Source organism: Mammaliicoccus sp. FSL K6-3158 (genome assembly GCF_038005105.1).
GTDB classification, from domain to species: domain Bacteria; phylum Bacillota; class Bacilli; order Staphylococcales; family Staphylococcaceae; genus Mammaliicoccus; species Mammaliicoccus sciuri.
This window is the reverse complement of sequence record NZ_JBBOSL010000001.1, coordinates 1,882,824-1,904,341: the sequence shown is the minus strand read 5'-3', so window position 1 is coordinate 1,904,341 and position 21,518 is coordinate 1,882,824. Positions and strand designations below refer to the sequence as shown.

The following is a 21,518-nucleotide window of genomic DNA, read 5'->3' as shown; positions in this document are numbered from 1 at the left end:
GCAATGTTATCGAATATCTGAAATGTGTGTTATAGGTAAATAAATATTTAATAAATATGCAACAGCAACGAGTGCAATCGTCATTAAAATGAAATATGAATCATTTTTAGTGAAAGGTACCTTATAATAGAAAGTTCTTTTGCCGTTTGTGAATCCTTTTGCTTCCATTGCAACAGCTAACCTATGAGATTTTCTTATACTTTGACTTAACGTTGGAATGAGCAAATGGTGTATCCATTTTAAGGCTTTGCGGTTACTTTTATCTATAACTGCATAACGCATCTTTAAAGCTTGTCTTAACTGCATAAAAGAGCTAAACATAAGAGGTATCATGCGTATAGAAGCCATGAAAGCATATGCAATTTTAGGTTTGACTTTTAAATGTTGCATGAAACTATAAAACACATAAATGATTTGTGAAGTAAATGGTATAACCATGCCGTAAAACGAAATAACAAGTGTACGCATGGTTACGTGAATACCTCTTAAAAAGCTTTCTTCAGTAATATGAATAATGCCGAACTTGAAAATTGTTTCGCTTCCTTCACCATAAAAAATCATAAATAAGGAAGAAGTGAGTCCGAAAAATAAAGTGATTACAATGAGGATTAATAGTGGTAACCATCTCACACCGCTCATGATGATTAAATAAAGGAACATAATAATCGTTAAATAGAGCATGAAATCAAATTGATGAATAAATATCGCATAGAAAAATAGAGCGATACCTAATATAAGTTTCGTTAGAATATTGACATCATCAATAAATGTAGAGTATTTCTTCCAATTAGTTAACATGAGATTCACCACCGCTTACATGTAATTGCTCGTCTTTGATCGTCAATCTTCTAGTAGCATAACGATTAATGATCTCATTTTCATGTGTAATCATTAAGATAGTTTGACCATTTTGTACACGCTCATGAAATAATTTGATGAGTTCAAAGGTGTTGTGACTGTCTAAACCGAATGTTGGCTCATCCAGTAAAATAATTTCAGAATTTGTACTTAATGCAGTTGCGACACTTAATCTTTTTTTCTGTCCTATTGATAATTCAAAAGGGTGTTGGTCTTTCACATGATTAAGTTTTAGTAACGTCAACATGTCTTGAGTCTTGTCATGAGCTGTCTGTTTATCTTGATAAGCATAATTGATAAATATTTCATGATAAACAGATGTTTCGATGAATTGTAATTCTGGATTTTGATAAACGAAATACATATGTTTAGAAGCATCTTTTACTTTTTTGATGTGTTTATTCTTATAAAGTATTTGACCATTATATTTAATGAGCTGCATCATCGTTTCTAAAAATGTTGTCTTACCTGTTCCATTTGGTCCAGTTATTGTAAGCCATTCGCCACTTGAAATCGTTAATTCATCTATACTAAATAGTTTTTTGGAGCCACGTAGTACATCTAACTCCTCTATATTTAACAACGGATTGTGCTCAGTAGTCTGTTTAGTTAATTTTGGGGCATATCGCCATGAGTTAGGGTGCCATACACCGTATTCATTTAATATGTCTGTATGATGATCTAATATATCTTGAGGTGTACTATCATGTGTGATTTCACCATTTTCATTCATCACGATGACTCTATCAACATAATTCCAAATATAATCAACTTTATGTTCCACGATTACAACGGTTTGATTTGTCCAATGCTCCATAATCAAATCCCATAGTTGAGTCGTTGATTGATGATCAAGCATTGCTGTCGGTTCATCAAGAAATAACGTATTTGTATCTTGTAATAATATAGAAGCAATCGCTAATTTTTGTTTCATACCACCACTTAAACGATTGATTTTTAGTGAAGGGTCAGCATTTAAATTTACCTGTTTCATGGCATTTTTTATAAATCCGTCCATTTTATCAGGTTCGATGTTCATATTCTCAAGCACAAATGCTAATTCTTCTTTAATCTCAGGCATACAAAACTGCGTATCTGGATCTTGGAAAATAACACCCGGAAGTGAATCGATATTGATTGAATCTACTTTCATCGGTATGTCCATCGATCTCGGTATAATACCACTTAATATATTTAATAATGTACTTTTACCAGATCCACTTGGACCTAGTAACAGAACTTTTTCTTTATCATTAATATTGATGTTTAAATTTTTAAATATAATGCGTTCATCATCAGGATACTTTAGTCTTAAATTTTTTAGTGATAACAATTGAATAACTCCTATAATAAGTCATAATCTTTTTTAGATGCTGGTCTGAACAATTTCGTAACACCAGTTTGGTCAAGTGCTTTTACAATTGCATAGCCTAATGCACCCGCAACGATTGCACCACTTAAAATTCTAATCGTAAACATTAAAATAACATTCCATAAAGCAACGTCACCTAAGTAATTATAGAACCAATCAATTGGTAACGTAATAATACCTGCAGCCATTCCAGCTATTACTGCAACTGATAATTTTCTTGATTGATATCGAACAGCTAGGAAGATGATTTCACAAGCTAAACCTTGTAATAATGCATATATAAATGTTGGAATATCGAATTGCCCCATTACAATTGTTTCTCCAGCGCCAGCAGCAAATTCAGCAAGAATGGCAACACCAGGCTTTTGAATAATTAAATAAGTGACAATTGCTGCAATAAACCATACACCATATACAGATTGTTCTAAGTGTAGACCAAGTGGTTTTAAAATTTCATAAGGTATCCATAAGAACTTATAAATGATTGCAAACAAAGCACCAATTAATACAGTTACTAAAATATCTGATAACGTTAATCTTTTTGACATGTTAAATTCTCCTTTTATATAAAAAAATGTGCACTCCTATATCTAAATAGAAGCGCACAAAAATATTGTTATCATTTAAAAATGAATATTATATGATTTACGAACACTTTCCTACGCTAGTATCATCTAGATCAGGTACAAAGGGTTCAGACCTTTTCATGTCTGTCTCAGTTTCAAAACACCCCTAGTGCATTTATTAATTTGTTATCCATACGATAAGTCTTATTAATCTTTTTGTCAATAGTAAATCATAAAAATAAAATTAATTTCTTAAATAAATGATTTGTAAGTCATTAAAATAAATTCAAAATAAAATCGGGAGCGAAATCGCAAATTGTGATTTCGCTCCCGACTAGGCACGATAATGAAATTTATTTATTCGAATGTGTCTTGTATATTTTCTTTTGTTTCATCTTGACCTTTGTTGTTGTCTTGCTTATTTTCTTGTTCTTTTTTCTTAGCTTTTTCTGCTTCTTCTTTATGCTTATCATTATGAGTCATAATAACACTCCTTTAAAATTTATGATATTATTATATACCCAACTACATATAAGTTTTAAACTTCTTGCTAGTACTTGGGACTGATTTTCAATATAATTAAAGACAATTGAAAATGAAACAATTATAATGTTCAATGAGGTGAAGAACATGGCTATAAAGAAAAAAAGCTGGGAAGTTCATTTTAGTCGAATTATAGGTATATTTATTTTGATTACTGGATTACTTATACTTTTTAATGCACCACGTATTAAAGATTATAATATCAAGGATTCAAGTAATATCCATATCAATAATATTTGGGACTTTTTTGTAGCTTTTTTTGATGAATTAGTAAGAATATTACACCATTATATCGGTAACTTTCCAGTTATCGCAGCAATTATAGTATTGCTATTTGGTGTGTTTGTATTATTAGTAGGACGTACTTTAAGAAGAACGACGCATTACGATTATGATATTTCTATATTTTATATCGGACTCACAATTATTTTAATGATTGTTATTATGATGACCATGTTCCAAGTATATAGTTTTGCATCTTTCTTATTTATTATTCCATTTGCAATTCATGTGGGATATGTCGTTTATAAAAATGAACTGAATCCAATGCATCGGAAGAAACATTATTTATGGATTATTATTTCATATGGATTATGTTATTTCATTTCACAATTTGCAATGAACCATAATATCGATACTCAAAATGTAAAACCTATAGACGTTATGAGTGTAAACTTATTCTTCATACTGTTATGGTGTCTGAGTCAAATGTCAGTATGGATTAGTTTATATTTAAGAAGATCATTACCAGTAAGTGATGAAGACATTGAACAATTTCATGAAGAAAGATATTCAAGAGTTAAAAATAATCGCTTAACAAGAAAAATATATACTTTAGCAGAAGGTTTTTACCAAAAATTACAGAATTTCAAACAGGCTACTTTAGAAAAATTCAATTCTGAAGAGGCAATCGCTAAAAGAAAACGACGTAATGAAAAATGGAAAGAGATTATTAAAATCGAAGAAGACGATATTCCAAGATGGATGAGAAGACCGAAATGGTTAAAGAAAAGTTATATAGAATGGATAAGTACTGTAGTTTTATTCTTATTTACATTTATAGAGTTTAATAACCGTAATGGTTTATTCTTATCAGGTGAATGGAAATTATCTCAAATTCAATACGTTTTTGAATGGTTAACATTATTTATTTTGATGTTATTGATTATCTTATATGCATACTTCAATTACACGACAAATTATAAGAATAAAAATAATTTTGGCAAGTTGTTTGTCATTTCAGCATTATTCTTTGAAATTGCAACGACATTCTTTGTATCAGCAATTCAAACTTCACAATTTTCCGTGTTTATCACACCAATTTCATTTTTACTATTATTATTTGTGACACCTGCATTTATCATTCACTTGAAAAAATCATTTTAATATCATACACAAGATAGTTAGACACTTTATTGAGCAATATGCGCTTAATAAAGTGTTTTTTATTTTATAATTTACGTGAGCAATTGCTGTATTTAAAAGTTTAAATATGTAATAAGTAAACTATTTTAATGAATTTATTCAAAAAATGTATTGCGTGGAATAATCTTATCCTTTATACTAACTTTAGTAAGCGTTTACATATAAGGGGATCAAAACTTTCTGGGGGAAATTTTGATTAATAAAATTCGGTTAACAGAGTATTCTAAAGGGGAATACTCTGTTTTTTGGTGTTTTGAATAATATACGTTATAATATGTGAGACATTTCGAAAGGATGGCTAATATATAATGAAACAATTAATGCTCAAAAAAGGAAAAGAAGATAAATATTTAAGAGGATATCCACTAGTTGAAAAAGACGACGTTTTTGATATGCCTAATATGGATGAAGGTGAATTAGTCGCACTTGTTGATGCGGGTAAAAGATTTATTGCAACTGCATATTATGGTGAACAAAATAAAGGTATAGGCTGGGTATTATCATTAGACTCAACTGAAAAGATTGATCATAACTTTTTTGTAAAGTTATTTGATGAAGCAAAAAATGATAGAGCATATTATGAAAATGTAGATGGTATCAATGCATATAGATTATTTAATGCTGAAGGTGATGGAATTGGTGGACTGACAATTGATCATTATGACGGTCATTTATTAGTTCAATGGTACTCAGTAGGCATATATCGATTGAAAGATAGAATATTACCTGCAATTAAAGAAGTCTTTGATTATAAATCAATTTTTGAAAAAAGAAGATTTAAAGGCATGGAAACAGCGTCAGACTTCGTAACGGGTGAAGCACCAGAATTTCCGTATGTCATTGAAGAAAACCATATGTTCTATAATATTAATCTTGATGATGGACCTATGACAGGTATTTTCTTAGATCAAAAAGATGTTAGAAAAAAGTTAAGAGATCACTATAGTCAAGATAAAGATATATTAAATCTATTTAGTTATACTGGTGCATTTTCAGTTGCAGCAAGTGAAAATGCTCGATCAACTACAAGTGTGGATTTAGCTAATAGAGCTAGACCATTAACTGAAGCAAACTTTGGTTTAAATACAATGGATCTTAATCAGAACCACATATTTATTATGGATGTATTTGATTATTTCAAATATGCTTTAAGACATGGTTTAAGTTATGACGTTGTCGTTATTGATCCACCAAGTTTCGCACGTAATAAGAAAAAGACTTTTAGTGTTCAGAAAAACTATCCTGAATTAATTGAAGGTGCATTAGAATTATTAAACGAGAATGGTAACTTAGTGTTAAGTACAAATTCAAGTGCTTTCCCACAAAAAGCATTCAAAAAAATGATAAATCAAACATTAGATCAATTAGGTGTTGATTATACAATCTCTGATGTAATGGGATTACCAAAAGACTTCAAGAGTCATCCTCACTATAAACCAAGTAAATACTTGAAAGTCGTATTCGTACAAATAAATGGTTAAAATTTCCTAGTTCGGGTATATATTATTATAATAATGATTGAATATAATCGAACTGTGAGGAGAATGGAAACAATGGGAATTTTCGATAAAATTACGACAAAAGCAGGCAATAAAGCATTTGGTATACAAGAAATAAAGAAGCGTTCTGAATTACCAACTTCACAAGAAGAATTGTTAGAACGTAGAAAAAAAGCTAAAGAAATTATTCATAAGAAGTCATTAATGTCTTCAGCTGCAAATGTAGTACCAATCCCAGGACTTGGTGTTGGTATGGATATTAAATTAATGGGCGATATCATTGAAGATATTAATAAAATTTATGGATTAAGTCATAAGCAAGTTAATAAAATGCAAGATGATCTAAAACAAAAAGTTTTAACATCTGCTGCAATGAGAGGTAGCCAGTTTATTGGTCAAAAAGTAACGAATGCAATGGTAAAAGTTATTTTTAGATCAGTCGTAAAAAGAGAAGCGGCAAAACAATCAAGATGGGTACCATTAGTTGGACAAGCAGTTGCTGGTTCAATAAGTTATTATTTAATGAAAAAAATGGGCGAAGATCACATTAAAAAATGTGAAACAGTCATTCAAGACTTTATAGGTGAATAAAATTTTGATACGAAGCTAAGGCATTTTGTAATGTCTTAGCTTCTTTTTGTGTAATTTTTTTATGTTATATTTGCAATTATTCTGAAAACGCTTTATAATTAAAAATGTAAACTAAAGTTCGAAAAATAAACAAATGTTTGCGAGGTGAATTCAATGAATGAAAACGAAAAATTAATTCTTAACTTAATAAAAGAAAATCCTTTTATATCCCAACAAGAGTTATCAGATAAAGTTGGTTTGTCTAGACCTGCAGTTGCAAATATTATTTCAGGTTTAGTTAAGAAAGAATATGTTCAAGGGAAAGCATATGTATTAAATGAACAAAATCCAATTGTTTGTATTGGTGGGGCTAACATAGATAGGAAATTTCATATTACAGACGAATTAGTAAAAGGTACTTCAAATCCAGTTACCTCTGAAACTTCTATTGGTGGTGTTGCTAGAAATGTTGCTGAGAATTTAGGACGTATCGGTGAAGATGTTCTGTTATTAACGACTTCAGGTAATGATGCAGAGTGGCAACATATTTCAGATTTATCATCACCATTTATGAATGTGGATTATGTAGAGAAAATCTCTAGCGAATCAACGGGAAGTTATACAGCATTGTTAGATCAACATGGCAGTATGACGATGGGATTTGCAGATATGTCAGTATATGACAAAATTACGCCGGAGTTTATGATTAAGAACACATACTTACTTAATAAATCTAAATGTATTATTGCAGATTTAAACTGTCCTAAAGAGACGATAGAGTTTTTATGTTCATACGCTGAGAAGAAAAAGATTAAATTAGTCTTGATTGCAGTATCTGGACCTAAAATGAATCGTCTACCTCATAACTTACATGCGGTTGATTGGCTCATATTAAATAAAGATGAAGTTGAATCTTTCGTAGGTAAAGATGCACAAACAGAAGCGGAATTAATTCAATACATTGGTGAAATTAGATCACTTGGTGTGAAGAACTTAGTTGTGACATCAGGTAAAGATAAAATTATTTATGATGGTGATGAAGGACAACGTCAATTTGAAGTTAAAAAAGTAGATAATGTCGTTGATGTAACAGGTGCTGGTGATGCTTTTACGTCAGGTTTAATTTATGGATGGTTGAAATCATTTGAAATCGACAAAATTATTGATTTGGCAAAAGCAAATGCATCTAAAACAATTCAAACAGCTTATACAGTGAGACAAGATTTAGATAAAAAACAATTAATTAAGGACATGGAGGCTTTATAATGGAAAACTATATTCAATTTTCAGAAGAAGTAGAAAAAGCAAAAGAGGAAGGTAAAGCAATTGTTGCTTTAGAATCTACAATTATTTCACATGGTATGCCTTATCCTCAAAACGTAGAAATGGCACAAAAAGTAGAACAAATTGTAAGAGATAATGGTGGGGTACCAGCAACAATCGCAATTATTGATGGAAAGATTAAAATTGGATTGAGCGAAGATGAATTAGAATTATTAGCAAGTGCAGAAAATGTATCAAAAGTTTCTAGAAGAGATATCGCTGAAATATTAGCAACTAAGAAAATTGGTGCAACAACAGTGGCTTCAACAATGATTTGTGCGCAATTAGCAGACATTAAATTCTTTGTTACTGGTGGTATCGGTGGTGTTCATAAAGGTGCTGAGCATACAATGGATATTTCTGCAGACTTAGATGAACTTTCTAAAACGAAAGTAGCTGTCATTTGTGCTGGTGCTAAATCAATTCTAGACTTAGGCAAAACATTAGAATATTTAGAAACAAAAGGAGTACCTGTAGTTGGATATCAAACTGATGAACTTCCAGCATTCTTTACAAGAGAAAGTGGTCTTAAATTAAATACAAGAATTGATGAAGTAAGTACAATTGCGAAACTAGCAGAAGTGCAATGGGATTTAGGTTTAGAAACAGGTATTGTTGTAGCTAACCCAGTTCCAGAAGAGGATCAACTAGAACCAAGTTTCATCAATGGTATTATTGACAAAGCAGTTGCTAAAGCTGAAGAAGAAAGTATTCATGGTAAAGATTCTACACCATTCCTATTAGGTGAAATCGTTAAGCAATCTGAAGGTAAATCATTAGAAACAAATATTAAACTTGTTGAGCATAACGCTAGAATTGGTACACAAATAGCAGTTGAATATACGAACCTTCAAAATTAAAGAATAATCAGCTCAAATAATTGCATACTTATGTAATATGATTGAATTGTAAGTGGTTTTTTGATATTCTTTAATCGTATAGATAAAATTTGATTTTATACAAATTTAATATAGGTATCAGAAGGAGACAATAAAAATGGAACAAAATTCATACGTAATTATTGACGAAACGGGTATTCATGCTAGACCAGCAACAATGTTAGTTCAAACTGCATCTAAATTTGATTCAGATGTACAATTAGAATATAACGCTAAAAAAGTTAACTTAAAATCAATCATGGGTGTAATGAGCCTAGGTGTTGGTAAAGATGCTGAAATTACTATCTACGCTGAGGGTAGTGATGAGAAAGAAGCTATCGAAGCAATTACTGAAGTATTATCTAAAGAAGGATTAACTAAATAATGTCTGAAATATTAAAAGGTATAGCTGCATCTGATGGTGTGGCTATTAGTAAAGCATATTTATTAGTTGAACCTGACTTATCGTTTTCAAGCGAAAATATCAGCGATGTAGACGGCGAAGTTGAAAAGTTTAAAGCGGCTGTTAATCAATCAAAAGTTGAATTAACTCAAATTCGTAATAATGCTGAAAAACAACTTGGTGCAGATAAAGCTGCGATTTTTGATGCCCATTTATTAGTATTAGAAGATCCAGAATTATTAAATCCAATTGAAGAAAATATTCGCAATAACAAAGTAAATGCACCTACTGCATTAAATGAAGTATCAACAAACTTCATTACAATTTTTGAAAATATGGATAATGAATATATGAAAGAACGTGCAGCGGATATTCGCGATGTTTCTAAACGTATTTTGGCACATATTTTAGGTGTAGAATTACCAAACCCTAGTATGATCAATGAAAGCGTTATTATTGTGGGTGAAGATTTAACACCATCTGATACTGCGCAACTTAACAAAGAGTTTGTTAAAGGTTTTGCGACAAATATCGGTGGAAGAACTTCACACTCAGCAATAATGAGTCGTTCATTGGAAATTCCTGCTGTTGTAGGTACTAAAGATATTACAGATCGCGTAAACCATGGTGATAGTTTAATCATTGATGGTTTATCTGGTGATGTAATCATTAACCCAACAGATGACGAAGTTCAAGCATACGAACAAAAACAGAAAAACTTCTTAGCTGAAAAAGAAGAATTAGCTAAACTTGTTAATGATGAATCTGTTTCTAAAGATGGTGTTCATGTTGAATTAGCTGCGAATATTGGTACACCTAATGACTTAGAAGGTGTTAAAAATAACGGCGCAGAAGGTATCGGTTTATACCGTACTGAATTCTTATACATGGGTAGAGATAATATGCCTTCAGAAGAAGAACAATTTGAAGCATATAGCAAAGTTTTAAAAGAAATGGACGGCAAACGTGTTGTCGTTCGTACTTTAGACATAGGTGGAGATAAAGAATTATCTTATCTAAACTTACCTAAAGAAATGAACCCATTCTTAGGATATAGAGCGATTCGTTTATGTTTAGATCAAACTGAAATTTTTAGAACACAATTAAGAGCTTTATTACGTGCATCTGAATTTGGTAAGTTAAATATCATGTTCCCTATGATTGCAACTATTAAAGAATTTAGAGATGCTAAAGCAATCTTACTTGAGGAAAAAGAAAAATTAGTTTCTGAAGGTGTTAACGTTGCGGATGATATCGAAATCGGTATTATGGTAGAAATTCCATCTACTGCAGCACTTGCAGACATCTTCGCTAAAGAAGTTGATTTCTTCAGTATTGGTACGAATGATTTAATCCAATATACAATGGCTGCTGACCGTATGTCTGAGCGTGTTTCTTACTTATACCAACCATATAACCCTGCAATTCTTCGCTTAGTTAAGCAAGTAATTGAAGCTTCTCATAAAGAAGGTAAATGGACTGGTATGTGTGGAGAAATGGCTGGAGACAATACAGCAATTCCATTATTACTTGGATTAGGTTTAGATGAATTCTCTATGAGTGCGACAAGTATTCTAAAAGCTAGAAAACAAATCAAACAATTAGATCAAAAAGAAATGCAAGAATTAGCGAACAAAGCAATTAACTGTGCAACAGAAGAAGAAGTTGTAGAACTCGTTAATCAAATTCTTTAAAATATAAAAACAGAGCGATTATCTCTTAACTTTAAGTGATAATCGCTCTGTTTTTATATGTTATGCTTTCTTTCAGACATTAATGAGATTTCAAGGTGAATATCGCAATTTCAGGTGAGCAAAAAATTCTAATAGGAAGTCTTGTCATGCCTATACCTTGATTAACGTAAAGAAATTGTCTAGTTCTAATTTGATACAAACCTTGTTTATATACTTTTCCATAAGTTGGTGTATAAATAGCGCCAATCTTAGGAAGTCGAACTTGACCACCATGAGTATGTCCAGAAAGTACTAAATGGATGTTTGGATCTAATAATTTAACTTTATCTGGTTCATGTACGAGTCCGATTCGAAAGTTTATATGACAATTTGGTAATTGGAATGAACTGCTAAAATTAGGCAGACCAAAACATAAATCGTCAATGCCATTAATCTGAATATTACCGTCAGGTGTGTTTACGACGTAAGAACTGTTTAACAAGACTTCAAAACCGGATTTATTCATGATATCTAATACTGTATGAATGCCGTTTGAACCGTAATCATGGTTGCCTGGAACAAAAAACTTTCCATATTTTGATTGAACTGTACGAAATAAAGGTATAACTAGATAAGGGTCAAAAGAAATTTGAGCAATATCATCAAAACAATCACCTGTGAAACAAACAATATCTGCTTCTTGCTCATTGATAAGACGTACAAGTTGATATAAATTTTCTAAATTAGAATAATAACCTAAATGCAAATCTGTTATATGAATAAGTTTCAGATTTGATTTTAGGTTTGTATCAATAGAATGTTTGGTGATTTTAATTTTAGAGCTTGGAAATTGAATCTTCATTAATGAATGCCCAATGCTTTATTAAAAGATTCTATATCAACTTGATAAAAAACTTTTCCATTAATGAGAACAGTAGGTGTTGAAAAACTGTCTAGATCGATAAGTTCATTTTTAAACTGTTTGTTTTTTATATTTTTTTCTGTAAATGGAATTTCTTTTTCAGTAAAATATTGTTTTACAAATTGGCAAGGGGGACATTGGTCTTGTGTATAAATTGTAACTTCACTCATAGCTTTCACCTCAACTTTATATAGACATATTATAAATGATTTTTTAAAGCGTTCAACGATTAAGTCCTATTTTGCCATTAATTTGTCATTACTTTGTAAATGTTAAACATTTCACAAATGATTAAAGTGTTGTATAATAAGATTAAATTGTGATGTATATCACAAACGTTGAATGGAGGAATATTATGGATGCAGTAGTTATAAGTCGTTTACTAACTGCTATGACATTGGGGTTCCATATCATTTTTGCAACAATTGGTGTGGGTATCCCATTAATGTTTGCAATTGCTGAATTCATAGGTATTAAGAACAATAATCCTATGTATATTGCGATGGCAAAACGTTGGTCTAAAGGTTATACGATTACTGTAGCGGTCGGAGTAGTTACGGGAACAATTATTGGTCTACAATTATCATTATTGTGGCCATCATTTATGCAATTAGGTGGTCAAGTTATTGCACTACCATTATTTATGGAAACATTCGCCTTTTTCTTTGAGGCTATTTTCTTAAGTATTTATTTATATACGTGGGATAGATTCAAAGGTAAATGGACGCACTTTTTAATTACGTTACCAGTCATTATTGGTGGTACATTTTCAGCGTTCTTTATAACATCTGTGAATTCTTTCATGAATACGCCAAATGGATTCGATTTTATCAATGGAAAATTGATGAATATTGATCCAGTTGCAGCGATGTTTAATGCATCATTCGGTATTAGATCATTTCACGTTGTATCGACTGCGTTTATGACAGCTGCATTTATTTTAGCAAGTATAGCAGCATATCGTTTAATTAAGAATAAATTTATAGACGATAAAGAATATCATAAAAAAGCACTCAAACTTACGATGACAGTCGGTTTAATTGCGAGTTTACTTGCGATGTTAGCAGGAGATTTATCAGCTAAGTTCTTACATCAAGAACAACCTGAAAAATTAGCAGCTATGGAATGGCATTTTGAAAGTGAATCAAAAGCAGACCTTGTATTATTTGGGGTAGTAGATGAAGATAAACAAGAAGTAAAAGGTGCTATTAAAATACCTGGCGCTTTAAGTTTCTTATCTGATAGTAATTTTAATACTGAAGTTAAAGGATTAAACGAATTTAAGAGTGATGAAACACCACCACTTATCATTCACTATTTCTTTGATTTGATGGTATTCTTTGGTGTTTATTGTTTTGTCGTTTCAGCTTTATTTATTGTATTAAAATGGGTGAAAAAATGGTCACAATATAGTAAACCAATCTTATATTTAGCAGTATTAACCGGACCACTTGCAATGCTTGCAATTGAATTTGGTTGGTTCTTAGCCGAGATGGGTAGACAACCTTGGATATTAAGAGGTTACTTAAAAGTTGCACAAGCTGCAACAAATGCTGACGGACTAGCACTCGTATTCATTGCATTTGCAATACTTTATTTAGTTCTTGGTATTTCATCAAGTTATGTACTTATTAGAATGTTTAGTCACAGTAAAGCGACTGATGATGTAAACAAAATAATAGACAGAAAGGGTGAAGTATAATGGATTATCAACATATAGGTATTACAGTGCTTTGGCTCTTTCTGTTTGGTTACATTATTATTGGTGCGATTGACTTTGGTGCAGGATTCTTCGCATTTCACGCGAAATTAACGAAACAGGATCATATTATCAATAACTTAATTTCTAGATATTTAAACCCTGTTTGGGAAGTAACAAACGTATTCTTCGTATTCTTTTTTGTAGGAATAGTTGGATTCTTCCCAGATTCTGCTTATTATTTCGGGTCAACATTATTAATACCTGGGAGTATTGCATTAATTCTACTGACCATTCGTGGTAGTTTTTATGCATTTGAAAACTATGGACAAGATAGTAAGTTATCGTGGTTATTCTTATATGGTGGAACAGGTTTATTGATTCCAGCATCATTATCAACAATTTTAACAATTGCTGAAGGTGGCTATATAAAAGAAACAAGTGATGGTGTTCACCTACAATGGGTTGATTTATTATTAAGTCCATATGCATGGGCAGTCGTATTTTTAGCAATTATTTCTGTGTTATATATTTCATCAGGATTTTTAACATTTTATGCAAACAAAGCTAAAGATTCTGAAGCATATCATTTATTGAGACAGTGGTTCCTTATATGGGCAATTCCAATGATCATCATTTGTCAGTTCGTTTTCTTATCTTTAAGACAACATAATGAAACGCATTTTAATAATGCAGTCGGCAGTTATTGGTGGTTATTCGGTTTAAGTATTATATTCTTTCTCATTGCTGTTGGATTAATATACTTTAAAAAAGCACATGGTGTTGCTTTTATTATGATATTATTACAATTCGGTACAGCGTTCTTTGGATATGGTGTAAGTAAATTACCATATATATTAGATCCGTTTATTAATATTGATAAAGCAGTTGTGAACGATCAAATGGCATTAATGCTTGTAATCGTATTTATTTTAGGTTTACTTTTACTCGTGCCATCGCTTATATTATTATTAAGATTATTTATCTTTGATGCTGATTACGTTAAAGGTAAAAAATAAGATTATAAAGTATGGAGGCATATCATGAGTAGGGAGTATGTAGTTATAGGTTTAGGCCGATTTGGCGGAAGTATTGTAAGAGAGCTCAATGCTTTAGATATGGATGTAATGGCCATTGATGCAGATGAAGCAAGAGTGAATGAGTTCAGTGATATCGCCACACATGCGGTGATTGCAGATACAACAGATGAAGCGGTCATGAAAAGTTTAGGTATACGTAATTTCGATCATGTAATTGTTGCAATAGGTGAGAATATACAAGCGAGTACATTAACAACCTTAATTCTTAAAGAATTAGGTGTTAAAAAAGTTACCGCTAAAGCTCAAAACGATTATCACGCTAAAATTCTCAATAAAATAGGTGCGGATACTGTTGTCCATCCAGAAAGAGATATGGGTCGTCGTATCGCACATAATGTTGCTAGCGCATCTGTACTAGACTACTTAGAACTCTCTGATGAGTATTCAATTGTAGAAATTAAAGCAGGGGAAAGACTTGCTGGTAGTTCTATATTAGAATTGGATGTACGTGCAAATTACGGTATAAATATCATTGCTGTTAAAAGAGGTAAAGATATCATCGTAGCACCAGATCCAAATGAAAATATTGAATTTCATGATATTTTAATCGTGATAGGTCATGACAATGATTTAAATAGATTTGAGAAGAAACTTGTAAATGAGTAAAAAAACACCCGTAATTTTTAGAAATTACGGGTGTTTTTATGTTTTATTTAATTTTCATGATAATTGGTAAAATCATTGGTTTACGAGCTGTTTTTTCGTATAAATAAGGTTGTAAAGCTTCAGTAATTGTAGATTTAACGTGATGCCATTCTACTTTATCATTATTGTTTAGCTTTTCAATAACAGCTTTTTTGATTAATCGTTGTGCATCGTAAATTAAATGACCTGATTCTCTCATATATACAAATCCTCTAGAGATGATGTCTGGACCTGAGAGTAGTTGTTTCGTTTTGAAATCTATACTTACAACAACTATTACAAGACCTTCTTCTGAAAGGACTTTACGGTCTTTAATTACGACATTACCGATATCTCCAATTCCGCTACCATCAACAAATACATTTCCTGATGGAATACGGCCAGCATATCTTGCAGAATCTTTAGTAAGTGCGAGCACATCACCAATTTCATATACGAATATATTTTCTGGATCTACACCACAGTTTACACCAGTTTCACTATGTTTCTTAAGCATTCTATATTCACCATGAATTGGCATAAAGTATTTAGGCTTAATTAAACGTAACATTAATTTTTGTTCATCTTGTGAACCGTGACCTGAAGTATGAATGTTTGATAATTTACCGTGAATAACATCAGCACCAGCTTTGTATAAAGCGTTGATTGTTCTATTTACACTCTTCGTGTTACCTGGAATAGGTGATGAACTGAATACAACTGTATCATCTGGAATAATGCTGATTTGTCTATGTGTACCATTAGCAATTCTTGATAATGCTGCCATTGGTTCACCTTGAGAACCTGTACATAAAATAAGAATTTCATGTTTTGGAACGGTATTAATTTTGTTTGGTTCAATAAATGTTTCAGGTGGTACTTTAATATAACCCAATTCTGTACCAATTTTAATATTGTTCTCCATTGAACGACCGAAGACAACAATTTTACGATTGTATTTAACGGCTGCTTCAACAGCTTGTTGAACTCTATAAATATTAGAAGCAAATGTTGCAAAAATAATTCTACCTGAACACTTACGGAAAATCTCATCTACGTTTTGTCCAACTTCCTTTTCACTTAATGTAAAGTTAGGAACTTCGGAATTTGTAGAGTCTGATAACAAACATAATACGCCTTCTTCACCAAGTTGAGCCATTTTGGCAATATTTGCAGGTTTACCAACAGGTGTGAAATCAAATTTAAAGTCACCTGTATGAACAATTTTACCTTCTGGTGTATCTGCAATAATCCCGTATGCTTCTGGAATACTATGAGTTGTTAAATAAAATGAAATCTTGAAATGTTTAAATTCAAATACTGAATCTTCATCAATTTCATTTAATTGAGCAGTCTTCAATAAATTATGTTCTTCCAATTTATTTCTAATAAGACCTAAAGCAAGTGGTCCACTATAAATCGGAACATTCATTTGTTTTAATAAAAATGGGACACCACCGATATGGTCTTCGTGTCCATGAGTGATAAATAAAGCTTTCACTTTATGTTTATTTTGAATTAAGTACGTATAATCTGGTATCACGTAATCGATACCAAGAAGATCGTCATCAGGGAATTTAATACCTGCATCAATGACAATGATTTCATCTTGATATTCGAGGGCGTACGTGTTTTTACCAATTTCACCGAGACCACCCAGTGCGTATACGCCTACTTCATTTTTTTGTAAAGGCTTCATTTAGATTGTCTCCACATTAAAGTGATCAGATTTCTTTTCATATTCTAAATGAGCGCCCTCTAATTTTTGGACAAATTCGATATTGTAATTACGGTCAGATAAATATCTTCTTACTTGTTCTTCAGTTTGTCCTTCGAAATATTTTGTTTGTGTACTTTCACGTACGATTACTTCACTTTTGTCTTCTTGAAAAAATACTTTAAATACTGCCATTTATATAAATCCTCCTAGGTTAATTAACATAAATAAAGCCCTAGTTTTTAAGTCTAGGGTTTGTCAATTTCAAAATTTGATTCCCGTACATTTTTAAAAGTAATTATATGAAAATATATAAATACCTTTTTAATAAGTTCATTTTACATGAAAATTAGAGATAAATAAAGATATTTAACTAAATCTTTCATATATATTGATTATCAACTAGAATAGAGACAAGGAGGCGATGAAAGTTGAATAAGAAATTAATATTTTTTGATATAGATGGTACAATCTATGATGAAAACAAAGAAATTCCAGAATCAACTATTAATGCGATAAAAAAATTAAAAGAAGCTGGCCATATCGTCGCAATTGCAACAGGTAGAGCACCGTATATGTTTAAAGAAGTTATTAGAGAAACAGGTATTGATACTTTTGTTTCGCTAAACGGACAAATTGTTGTATATAATGGAGAAATTATTAGTAAATATCCATTAAATAAAGAGGAACTTACCAGTATAGTAGACAAAGCACACGCGAATAATCATCCACTAGTATTCTTCGGCGAAACAGCAGTGTATGCAAATGTAGAAAGTGATAACGACATTTCTGAAAGTCTTGGTACATTAAAGATGGATTATCCAGAATATCACAATACATATTATCTTGATCACCCAGTTTATCAAGCACTTATTTTCCATGCTGACGATGAAGATGACAAGTACGATAATCAATTCAATGCGTTGAAATTCTATAGATGGCATCCACTAAGTAGAGATGTAGTGCCAAATGATCGTTCTAAAGCAGAAGGCATAAAAGAACTCAGTGATAAATTAGGATTCCCATTAAGCGAAGTAGTTGCATTCGGTGATGGACCAAATGATGTAGAAATGATTACTGAAGTAGGGTGTGGTGTATCAATGGGTAATGCCGTTGACGCACTAAAAGAAGTTTGTGATTTTGAAACGAAACATGTAAGTGAAAATGGTATATACTATGCATGTATAGAATTAGGATTGATAGATGAATAGGATGTGAATTTTATGGATAAGGTCGAACGCATCATCAAAACAATCGATGCAGAAAAAAATAGATCTGACAAACAATTTAAAGGAATAGAATTTAATATTCGAAAAAATGAAGTTGTTATGATCTATAACTATGATGAAATGATTAATAACGTTAAACAAGATCCACATTACATTCGACATAACAAAGATCCAGAATGGTTAAGTTTGGATGAATTAACCGCTATTCAAAAAGCACTAAAAGAAAAAAACATTCATTTCATCGAACGAAGAGATGAATTTATGTAATGAATAAAATCATGAGACAGAAGAACAGTAATCTACAATTGGAAGATTGAGATTACTGTTTTTTATTGATAAAATAGAAATCATCGGGTGTGTAAGTTAGGGACATAATTCTGAGAAGTGTCCGTAAGAGGTGCAGTTAGGGACATAATTCCGAGAAGTGTCCGTAAGAGGTGCAGTTTCTAATTACCACAATTCAGAATAATGACATTAAAAAGAGCGAATACCGACTGAATGGTATTCGCTCTTTTGTCATCATACTTATTTAATTAATTTCTACTGCATCATCGAGTGGTTTGAATGGATCTTCTTCGTTAATATAGTCATAGAACATGATGCCATTTAAATGATCGATTTCATGTTGCAATACGATTGCTGGATATCCTTTGAATCTTTTCTTAAATGGATTTCCTTCTATATCATATGCTTGAATCGTTACTTTATAATTACGATGTACGAGTCCTGGTTTTGATTCATCTACACTTAAGCATCCTTCGCCACCATTTAAATATGCTTTTTGTACACTATGGCTTACGATTTTAGGATTGATAAGTTGAAGTTCGATTTGGTTTCCTTTTCCGTCATCTTGAATATATACTGCTAACATTTTTTTAGAAACATTGATTTGTGGAGCGGCAAGGCCTACGCCAGAACGTAATTTGTATTTTTTAGCAAGTTCTTCATTTTGAGAATTCTTTAGGAATTCCATCATTTCATTTAATGTTTCTTTATCTTCAGTCGATACTGGTAATTCTACTTCTTCGGCTCTCTTTCTAAGTGTTTCGTGGCCGTCACGAATAATATTTTCCATCGTTATCATTTACATGCACCTTCCTCATATAAAATATTATCAAAAACTGGTCATTTTTACATCTATTATTAATTGTATAAATAAAAAAAACAGAGTAACATATTGATAGGATTAAAAGGAGGAATTACGAATGATTGGCAAGAAATTTGTGACATTAACATTAGCGACTTCATTAATTTTAACAGCATGTGGTCAATCTAAAGAATCACTTGAATCTTTTTATAACAAAGTTGAAAAAGCAAATAAAGAAGAAAAAGTTATTGTTGATTTAAATGAGAAAATGACTAAGGCAGAAAAAGACAAAGTTAAAAAAATCGAAGCATTAAATAAAGCTAAAAATGATGACTTTAAAACAAAAGCGCAAGAATTAACTGACGGCATTAAAGATAGAGAAGAAATCGTAAAAGATGAAACGTCAGCAATGAAGAAGTCTAAAGATATTTATGAAACGTCTAAAAAGGACTATAAAAATATAGAAGATGAAGAACAATTAAAAGAAGCTAAAGAATTAAAGAATGCATTAGACGAAAAGTATAAGTTACATAACGAAGTGATGGATGCATATAAAGAGGTATTAAAAACGGAAAAAGATTTATTTAGTTATTTATCAAAAGACAATGCTACGCAAAAAGGTGCAAATGATCGTTCTTCTAAATTGACAGAAGTTAATAAAAAGACTGAAAAAGTTGTAACAGATTATCAAAATACTTTAAGAAAAGTCCAACAAGAAAAGAAAGATGTTTCAGCTATTTTAGATAAATAATTTGTATTAGTACAGCTAATATTATGTTTTAGTACAGTTACATAAAAACCTTTAATTAGTGGGGTTTTTAAGATGTTAGTATTTTTTATTTAACAGTAAAACAGTTTTGTGTTAGAATGATTAAGAAATGATTATTTAATATAGGGAAAGGTATGGTGAATTGAATGGCTCCGAGAAAAAAAGCCCAATTCGATGCAGTAGCGACTTTAAATGAAATAGAGTCTAAGTTTGAAATGGTTCAAGTTTTAGATGAAGAAGGAAATGTCGTAAATAGTGACTTGTTACCGGACTTATCTGACGAAGAACTTGTTGAATTAATGGAAAGAATGGTTTGGACTCGTGTTCTTGATCAACGTTCTATTTCATTAAATAGACAAGGACGTCTAGGTTTCTATGCACCAACAGCTGGACAAGAAGCTTCACAATTAGCTTCACATTATGCGTTAGAGAAAGAAGACTATGTATTACCTGGTTACCGTGATGTGCCACAATTAATTTGGCATGGTTTACCATTAACAAAAGCTTTCTTATTCTCACGTGGACACTTTATTGGAAATCAATTTCCAGAAGGTGTTAATGCTTTAAGTCCACAAATTATTATTGGTGCACAGTTTATCCAAACAGCTGGTGTAGCATTAGGTCTTAAAAAACGTGGTAAGAAAAATGTTGCAATTACTTACACTGGTGATGGCGGTTCTTCACAAGGTGACTTCTATGAAGGTATCAACTTTGCTTCTGCTTACAAAGCACCTGCAATTTTCGTTATCCAAAATAACAACTATGCGATTTCAACACCTCGTGACAAACAAACGGCTGCTAAAACTTTAGCTCAAAAATCAGTAGCAGTTGGTATTCCAGGTGTATTAGTAGATGGAATGGATGCATTAGCAGTATATGCAGTAACTAAACAAGCGCGTGAACGTGCAGTAAATGGTGAAGGTCCATCATTAATCGAAACATTAACTTACCGTTACGGTCCACATACAATGGCTGGTGACGATCCAACTCGTTATAGAACTTCTGATGAAGATTCTGATTGGGAAAAGAAAGATCCATTAGTACGTTTCAGAAAATATCTTGAAGCGAAAAACTTATGGTCTGAAGAAAAAGAAAACGAAGTAATGGAAAAAGCTAAAGAAGAAATTAAAACAGCTATCAAAGAGGCAGATAATACGCCTAAACAAAAAGTTACAGACTTAATGGAAAACATGTATGAAGAAATGCCTCACAATTTAGCTGAACAATATGAAATTTACAAAGAGAAGGAGTCGAAATAAGT

Annotated in this window: 23 protein-coding genes and 1 riboswitch; of the genes, 14 read left to right on the top strand and 9 right to left on the bottom strand. The window is 31.5% G+C overall.

What is annotated here, in order from left to right; genetic code table 11:
• Positions 1 to 6: 6 nt before the first annotated feature.
• From MHH94_RS09490 to MHH94_RS09475, 4 genes are all read right to left on the bottom strand, one after another.
• Positions 7 to 798 (bottom strand): energy-coupling factor transporter transmembrane component T family protein, encoded by a 792-nt coding sequence (locus tag MHH94_RS09490; protein WP_340840813.1) that lies wholly within the window; start codon positions 796 to 798, stop codon positions 7 to 9.
• Positions 788 to 2,191 carry an ABC transporter ATP-binding protein gene (locus tag MHH94_RS09485; protein WP_058591006.1) on the bottom strand — a complete coding sequence of 468 codons (1,404 nt, stop codon included), beginning with the start codon at positions 2,189 to 2,191 and terminating at the stop codon, positions 788 to 790. The genes MHH94_RS09490 and MHH94_RS09485 overlap by 11 nt, the downstream gene beginning before the upstream one ends.
• An 11-nt stretch (positions 2,192 to 2,202) precedes the next feature.
• Entirely contained in the window at positions 2,203 to 2,778 is a 576-nt protein-coding gene (locus MHH94_RS09480) for an ECF transporter S component (RefSeq protein ID WP_048542198.1), read from the bottom strand.
• A gap of 91 nt (positions 2,779 to 2,869) precedes the next feature.
• Positions 2,870 to 2,974, bottom strand: a riboswitch (TPP riboswitch).
• A gap of 179 nt (positions 2,975 to 3,153) precedes the next feature.
• Entirely contained in the window at positions 3,154 to 3,279 is a 126-nt protein-coding gene (locus tag MHH94_RS09475; protein WP_255201038.1) for a hypothetical protein, read from the bottom strand.
• 147 nt (positions 3,280 to 3,426) lie between these two features.
• Here MHH94_RS09475 and auxA point away from each other — a divergent pair, with 147 nt between their 5' ends.
• From auxA to ptsP, 7 genes are all read left to right on the top strand, one after another.
• A complete protein-coding gene (gene auxA / locus MHH94_RS09470; protein WP_048542200.1) occupies positions 3,427 to 4,725 on the top strand; it encodes a lipoteichoic acid stability factor AuxA in 1,299 nt (432 codons plus the stop codon).
• 347 nt (positions 4,726 to 5,072) lie between these two features.
• Positions 5,073 to 6,245, top strand: a complete 1,173-nt coding sequence (locus MHH94_RS09465) for a class I SAM-dependent rRNA methyltransferase (protein ID WP_048542203.1) — start codon at positions 5,073 to 5,075, stop codon at positions 6,243 to 6,245.
• A gap of 72 nt (positions 6,246 to 6,317) precedes the next feature.
• Positions 6,318 to 6,854 carry a hypothetical protein gene (locus MHH94_RS09460; RefSeq protein WP_048542205.1) on the top strand — a complete coding sequence of 179 codons (537 nt, stop codon included), beginning with the start codon at positions 6,318 to 6,320 and terminating at the stop codon, positions 6,852 to 6,854.
• Positions 6,855 to 7,007: 153 nt separating this feature from the next.
• Positions 7,008 to 8,099, top strand: a complete 1,092-nt coding sequence (locus tag MHH94_RS09455) for a carbohydrate kinase (RefSeq protein ID WP_048542207.1) — start codon at positions 7,008 to 7,010, stop codon at positions 8,097 to 8,099.
• Entirely contained in the window at positions 8,099 to 9,016 is a 918-nt protein-coding gene (locus MHH94_RS09450) for a pseudouridine-5'-phosphate glycosidase (RefSeq protein ID WP_340840806.1), read from the top strand. Before MHH94_RS09455 ends, MHH94_RS09450 begins: the two co-directional genes overlap by 1 nt.
• 136 nt (positions 9,017 to 9,152) lie before the next feature.
• Positions 9,153 to 9,419 (top strand): phosphocarrier protein HPr, encoded by a 267-nt coding sequence (locus tag MHH94_RS09445; protein WP_016912884.1) that lies wholly within the window; start codon positions 9,153 to 9,155, stop codon positions 9,417 to 9,419.
• A complete protein-coding gene (gene ptsP, locus MHH94_RS09440) occupies positions 9,419 to 11,131 on the top strand; it encodes a phosphoenolpyruvate--protein phosphotransferase (protein WP_048542211.1) in 1,713 nt (570 codons plus the stop codon). Before MHH94_RS09445 ends, ptsP begins: the two co-directional genes overlap by 1 nt.
• 79 nt (positions 11,132 to 11,210) lie before the next feature.
• Here ptsP and MHH94_RS09435 read toward each other — a convergent pair whose 3' ends face one another.
• A complete protein-coding gene (locus tag MHH94_RS09435; RefSeq protein WP_058592406.1) occupies positions 11,211 to 11,972 on the bottom strand; it encodes a metallophosphoesterase in 762 nt (253 codons plus the stop codon).
• The gene (locus MHH94_RS09430; RefSeq protein ID WP_048542216.1) at positions 11,972 to 12,202 is read right to left on the bottom strand and encodes a glutaredoxin family protein; all 231 of its coding nucleotides are present in this window, start codon (positions 12,200 to 12,202) and stop codon (positions 11,972 to 11,974) included. The genes MHH94_RS09435 and MHH94_RS09430 overlap by 1 nt, the downstream gene beginning before the upstream one ends.
• Positions 12,203 to 12,387: 185 nt before the next feature.
• On the opposite strand from MHH94_RS09430, the gene MHH94_RS09425 reads away from it, so the two are divergent.
• From MHH94_RS09425 to MHH94_RS09415, 3 genes are read left to right on the top strand one after another with little or no spacing between them, the layout of a single operon-like run.
• On the top strand, positions 12,388 to 13,734 hold the full coding sequence (locus tag MHH94_RS09425) for a cytochrome ubiquinol oxidase subunit I (RefSeq protein ID WP_048542217.1): 1,347 nt from the start codon (positions 12,388 to 12,390) through the stop codon (positions 13,732 to 13,734).
• Positions 13,734 to 14,750: a cytochrome d ubiquinol oxidase subunit II gene (locus MHH94_RS09420; protein WP_048542219.1), complete on the top strand. Its 1,017-nt coding sequence runs from the start codon at positions 13,734 to 13,736 to the stop codon at positions 14,748 to 14,750. The genes MHH94_RS09425 and MHH94_RS09420 overlap by 1 nt, the downstream gene beginning before the upstream one ends.
• A 24-nt stretch (positions 14,751 to 14,774) precedes the next feature.
• The gene (locus tag MHH94_RS09415; protein ID WP_025905183.1) at positions 14,775 to 15,437 is read left to right on the top strand and encodes a potassium channel family protein; all 663 of its coding nucleotides are present in this window, start codon (positions 14,775 to 14,777) and stop codon (positions 15,435 to 15,437) included.
• 43 nt (positions 15,438 to 15,480) lie between these two features.
• Here the strand turns inward: MHH94_RS09415 and rnjA are convergent, their stop codons facing one another.
• On the bottom strand, positions 15,481 to 17,154 hold the full coding sequence (rnjA, locus tag MHH94_RS09410) for a ribonuclease J1 (RefSeq protein WP_058592405.1): 1,674 nt from the start codon (positions 17,152 to 17,154) through the stop codon (positions 15,481 to 15,483).
• Positions 17,155 to 17,367: a DNA-dependent RNA polymerase subunit epsilon gene (locus MHH94_RS09405; protein ID WP_048542221.1), complete on the bottom strand. Its 213-nt coding sequence runs from the start codon at positions 17,365 to 17,367 to the stop codon at positions 17,155 to 17,157.
• A 236-nt stretch (positions 17,368 to 17,603) separates the two neighbouring features.
• Between MHH94_RS09405 and MHH94_RS09400 the strand changes: the two genes are divergently transcribed.
• Positions 17,604 to 18,383, top strand: a complete 780-nt coding sequence (locus tag MHH94_RS09400) for a Cof-type HAD-IIB family hydrolase (protein WP_058592404.1) — start codon at positions 17,604 to 17,606, stop codon at positions 18,381 to 18,383.
• A gap of 12 nt (positions 18,384 to 18,395) precedes the next feature.
• Positions 18,396 to 18,668, top strand: coding sequence for a hypothetical protein (locus MHH94_RS09395; protein WP_025905179.1), 273 nt, complete (start codon positions 18,396 to 18,398; stop codon positions 18,666 to 18,668).
• Between the two features lie 262 nt (positions 18,669 to 18,930).
• On the opposite strand, the gene def is transcribed toward MHH94_RS09395, so the two are convergent.
• Positions 18,931 to 19,485, bottom strand: coding sequence for a peptide deformylase (def, locus tag MHH94_RS09390; protein ID WP_049319348.1), 555 nt, complete (start codon positions 19,483 to 19,485; stop codon positions 18,931 to 18,933).
• Positions 19,486 to 19,606: 121 nt separating this feature from the next.
• Here def and MHH94_RS09385 point away from each other — a divergent pair, with 121 nt between their 5' ends.
• Entirely contained in the window at positions 19,607 to 20,239 is a 633-nt protein-coding gene (locus MHH94_RS09385) for a YkyA family protein (RefSeq protein WP_048542228.1), read from the top strand.
• A 164-nt stretch (positions 20,240 to 20,403) separates the two neighbouring features.
• Positions 20,404 to 21,516 (top strand): pyruvate dehydrogenase (acetyl-transferring) E1 component subunit alpha, encoded by a 1,113-nt coding sequence (pdhA, locus tag MHH94_RS09380; protein WP_048542229.1) that lies wholly within the window; start codon positions 20,404 to 20,406, stop codon positions 21,514 to 21,516.
• Positions 21,517 to 21,518: the final 2 nt, after the last annotated feature.

Bases quoted from the DNA above. Each gene is read 5' to 3' on its own strand.
- MHH94_RS09385 (WP_048542228.1), top strand. From the start codon at position 19,607: ATGATTGGCAAGAAATTTGTGACATTAACATTAGCGACTTCATTAATT.
- MHH94_RS09455 (WP_048542207.1), top strand. From the start codon at position 7,008: ATGAATGAAAACGAAAAATTAATTCTTAACTTAATAAAAGAAAATCCT.
- MHH94_RS09475 (WP_255201038.1), bottom strand. From the start codon at position 3,279: ATGACTCATAATGATAAGCATAAAGAAGAAGCAGAAAAAGCTAAGAAA.
- MHH94_RS09395 (WP_025905179.1), top strand. From the start codon at position 18,396: ATGGATAAGGTCGAACGCATCATCAAAACAATCGATGCAGAAAAAAAT.
- ptsP (WP_048542211.1), top strand. From the start codon at position 9,419: ATGTCTGAAATATTAAAAGGTATAGCTGCATCTGATGGTGTGGCTATT.
- rnjA (WP_058592405.1), bottom strand. From the start codon at position 17,154: ATGAAGCCTTTACAAAAAAATGAAGTAGGCGTATACGCACTGGGTGGT.
- def (WP_049319348.1), bottom strand. From the start codon at position 19,485: ATGATAACGATGGAAAATATTATTCGTGACGGCCACGAAACACTTAGA.
- MHH94_RS09460 (WP_048542205.1), top strand. From the start codon at position 6,318: ATGGGAATTTTCGATAAAATTACGACAAAAGCAGGCAATAAAGCATTT.
- MHH94_RS09405 (WP_048542221.1), bottom strand. From the start codon at position 17,367: ATGGCAGTATTTAAAGTATTTTTTCAAGAAGACAAAAGTGAAGTAATC.
- MHH94_RS09420 (WP_048542219.1), top strand. From the start codon at position 13,734: ATGGATTATCAACATATAGGTATTACAGTGCTTTGGCTCTTTCTGTTT.
- MHH94_RS09490 (WP_340840813.1), bottom strand. From the start codon at position 798: ATGTTAACTAATTGGAAGAAATACTCTACATTTATTGATGATGTCAAT.
- pdhA (WP_048542229.1), top strand. From the start codon at position 20,404: ATGGCTCCGAGAAAAAAAGCCCAATTCGATGCAGTAGCGACTTTAAAT.
- MHH94_RS09450 (WP_340840806.1), top strand. From the start codon at position 8,099: ATGGAAAACTATATTCAATTTTCAGAAGAAGTAGAAAAAGCAAAAGAG.
- MHH94_RS09465 (WP_048542203.1), top strand. From the start codon at position 5,073: ATGAAACAATTAATGCTCAAAAAAGGAAAAGAAGATAAATATTTAAGA.
- MHH94_RS09430 (WP_048542216.1), bottom strand. From the start codon at position 12,202: ATGAGTGAAGTTACAATTTATACACAAGACCAATGTCCCCCTTGCCAA.
- MHH94_RS09445 (WP_016912884.1), top strand. From the start codon at position 9,153: ATGGAACAAAATTCATACGTAATTATTGACGAAACGGGTATTCATGCT.
- MHH94_RS09425 (WP_048542217.1), top strand. From the start codon at position 12,388: ATGGATGCAGTAGTTATAAGTCGTTTACTAACTGCTATGACATTGGGG.
- MHH94_RS09480 (WP_048542198.1), bottom strand. From the start codon at position 2,778: ATGTCAAAAAGATTAACGTTATCAGATATTTTAGTAACTGTATTAATT.
- auxA (WP_048542200.1), top strand. From the start codon at position 3,427: ATGGCTATAAAGAAAAAAAGCTGGGAAGTTCATTTTAGTCGAATTATA.
- MHH94_RS09435 (WP_058592406.1), bottom strand. From the start codon at position 11,972: ATGAAGATTCAATTTCCAAGCTCTAAAATTAAAATCACCAAACATTCT.
- MHH94_RS09415 (WP_025905183.1), top strand. From the start codon at position 14,775: ATGAGTAGGGAGTATGTAGTTATAGGTTTAGGCCGATTTGGCGGAAGT.